At 70.4% G+C, this 2365-nt stretch carries 5 protein-coding genes and 1 pseudogene; 5 read left to right on the top strand and 1 reads right to left on the bottom strand.

Annotated features, from left to right (window positions below):
- From G6030_RS16605 to G6030_RS16230, 4 genes and pseudogenes are all read left to right on the top strand, one after another.
- Positions 1 to 118: pseudogene (locus tag G6030_RS16605) on the top strand (RNA methyltransferase); the annotation flags it as partial.
- A 31-nt stretch (positions 119 to 149) separates the two neighbouring features.
- Positions 150 to 629 carry a DUF2975 domain-containing protein gene (locus G6030_RS13450; protein WP_182643468.1) on the top strand — a complete coding sequence of 160 codons (480 nt, stop codon included), beginning with the start codon at positions 150 to 152 and terminating at the stop codon, positions 627 to 629.
- Positions 629 to 841: a helix-turn-helix transcriptional regulator gene (locus tag G6030_RS13455; RefSeq protein WP_007630568.1), complete on the top strand. Its 213-nt coding sequence runs from the start codon at positions 629 to 631 to the stop codon at positions 839 to 841. The genes G6030_RS13450 and G6030_RS13455 overlap by 1 nt, the downstream gene beginning before the upstream one ends.
- A gap of 14 nt (positions 842 to 855) precedes the next feature.
- Complete coding sequence (locus tag G6030_RS16230) at positions 856 to 1116, top strand: hypothetical protein (protein ID WP_081470542.1); 261 nt, start codon at positions 856 to 858, stop codon at positions 1114 to 1116.
- On the opposite strand, the gene G6030_RS13465 is transcribed toward G6030_RS16230, so the two are convergent.
- Entirely contained in the window at positions 1042 to 1677 is a 636-nt protein-coding gene (locus tag G6030_RS13465; RefSeq protein WP_187701826.1) for a VTT domain-containing protein, read from the bottom strand. The genes G6030_RS16230 and G6030_RS13465 overlap by 75 nt on opposite strands.
- Positions 1678 to 1816: 139 nt before the next feature.
- On the opposite strand from G6030_RS13465, the gene G6030_RS13470 reads away from it, so the two are divergent.
- On the top strand, positions 1817 to 2365 hold a 549-nt coding region (locus G6030_RS13470; RefSeq protein ID WP_182643469.1), incomplete at its 3' end, for an MsnO8 family LLM class oxidoreductase.

Consider the following 2365-nt stretch of genomic DNA (forward strand, 5'->3'; position numbering starts at 1 on the left):
CCTGCGGGCCGCCCGGACGGTGTCGATCGCGCAGTTCGGCTCGACCCGGTCGATCAACGCGGGCGTGGCCGCCGGCATCGCCATGCACGCGTGGATCCGGGAGCACGCCGCCTATTGATTTTCGATAGGTTTCAGTTCATAGTCGGTGCATGAACATCGAAAGACGGGCGGTTCTGCCGCTCCGGATCTGTCTCGTGGTGCTGTTCGCGGTGCTCCTCCTGCTGGAGGTGATGTCCCTGCCGGGGCAGTTCGCCCACATGGCCGAGACGAACCCCGAGTCCGCGCACCTGCGGTGGCCGCTCACGGCGGTGTCGATCTTCCTGGTCGTCTGCATCCAGGTCGTGGTGGTGGCCACCTGGAAACTGCTCTCCCTCGTCGAATCGGATCGCATCTTCACCGAGGCCTCTCTGATCTGGGTGGACGTGATCCTCTGGGCGATCGTCGCCGCCTGGGTGGTGCTCGTGTCCGTGCTCGGCCTTGTCGGGTTCACCGCGGACGATCCCGGGCTGCCGCTGCTGCTCTTCGTCGTCGTCGTCATCATCACCGTCGCCGCGCTGCTCATGGTGGTCATGCGCGCCCTCCTCCGGCAGGCCACCGGCCTGCGCTCGGAGATGGACACGGTGATCTGATGCCGATCGTCGTGCGGATCGACGTGGAACTCGCCAAGCGCAAGATGAGCGTCGGCGAGTTCGCGGAACGGGTGGGACTCACACCGGCCAACGTGGCGGTGCTGAAGAACGGGCGCGCCAAGGCGGTGCGGTTCAGCACGCTCGAGGCCATGTGCCGGGTGCTCGAGTGTCAGCCCGGTGACCTGCTGGAATGGGTGGGGGACGAGGGATGAGGACCGTCGCGGGCATGACAGACGGCGCGGGCGTGAGGAGCGCGGTGGAGTTCGGGGCGGCCCTCGCCGCGGTGCTGATCGTGGTGGCGCTGGGCGGGATGGCCGTCGTGTACGGCGAGGCCGACGACTCCCCGGGGCTGCAGGGGATCGGCGTGCTGATGGTGATCGCCGCGGTCGTGTGGGCCCTGCGCTGGCGGACCTCAGGCGGCCGGCGCGGCCGGGCCGTTGCGGATGCGGGCGACGAGCTTCGGTCCCGCGGTGACGAGCATCGGTAGCACCGACACCAGCACGATCCCGATGAGGATCAGGTCGATGTGCTCCTTGATGAACGTGAGCCGGCCCAGCCACGCGCCCAGCGCCGTCACGCCGGCCGCCCACAGCAGGGCGCCCACGACGTTGAACGAGACGAACACCCGGTAGCGCATCCCGGCCATGCCCGCGACGAGCGGCGCGTACGTGCGCACGATGGGCACGAACCGGCACAGGATGATCGTCGCCGGGCCCCACTTCTCGAAGAACTCGTGGGCCTCGTGGATGTAGGCCTGCTTGAAGATCCGACCGTCGGGCCGCTCGCGCAGGTGATGGCCCCAGCGGTTGCCGATGAAGTAGCCCGCCTGATCGCCGAGGAACGCCGCGATCGGCGCGGTCACCAGCACCACCCACAGGGGCGCGAACGGGTCGGCCTGTTGGGTGAGCAGCCCGGCGGTGAACAGGAGCGAATCGCCGGGCAGGAACGGGAACAGCAGGCCGGACTCGATGAAGACCACGGCGAGCAGGGCCGGGAGGATCGCGTTCCCGAACGGCCCGGTGCCGGACAACCAGAACTCGGGATCCATGAATCCCGGGCCGATCGCCAGGACCTGGGGGGCCTGCTCGGCCAAGAGATGCACGTTCACCCCGGAAGCATAATCCCGGGCTGCCGGATCCGATGGCACGCGCGACCGCCGCTGCGGCAGACGCCGCTACGGTGGGGTCGTGGCCCCCATCGCACTGCCGGACCAGCTCCGACTGTCCCTGCTGGACAGGTCCCGGACCCGCGACGGCGAGTCCCACGCCGAGGCGATCGAGGCGACGCTGCGCCGCGCCGAGCACGCCGACGAGCTGGGCCTGCACCGGTACTGGACCGCCGAACACCACGCCGTTCCCGGCATCGCGAGCGGCAGTCCGCCGCTGCTCATCGCGGCCGCCGCCGCCAGGACAGCGCGCATCCGGCTCGGCTCGGGCGGGGTGATGCTGCCCAATCACCGCCCGCTGGTCGTGGCCGAGCAGTTCGCCATGCTCGAGGCCATGCACCCGGGCCGCATCGACCTCGGCGTCGGACGGTCGCTCGGCTTCACCGCCCCGGTCCGCGAGGCGCTCGGCGTGAGCGAGTACGACACCGACGCGTTCGAGCGCGACATCACCGCCGTGCGGGACTTCCTCCACGGCCGCGGGCCGGTCACCGCGCTGCCGGTGGTGGACGACCCGCCGCCGATGTTCGTCCTGGCCACCGGCCGCGGCCTGGAGGTCGCCGCGCGCGCCGGC

Origin of the sequence: Dietzia sp. E1, assembly GCF_014145015.1 — a bacterium.
In the GTDB taxonomy this organism is placed as follows: domain Bacteria; phylum Actinomycetota; class Actinomycetes; order Mycobacteriales; family Mycobacteriaceae; genus Dietzia; species Dietzia cinnamea_A.

Coding starts and splice junctions, on each gene's coding strand:
- G6030_RS16230 (WP_081470542.1), top strand. CDS start 856: ATGACAGACGGCGCGGGCGTGAGGAGCGCGGTGGAGTTCGGGGCGGCC.
- G6030_RS13465 (WP_187701826.1), bottom strand. CDS start 1,677: ATGGATCCCGAGTTCTGGTTGTCCGGCACCGGGCCGTTCGGGAACGCG.
- G6030_RS13455 (WP_007630568.1), top strand. CDS start 629: ATGCCGATCGTCGTGCGGATCGACGTGGAACTCGCCAAGCGCAAGATG.
- G6030_RS13450 (WP_182643468.1), top strand. CDS start 150: ATGAACATCGAAAGACGGGCGGTTCTGCCGCTCCGGATCTGTCTCGTG.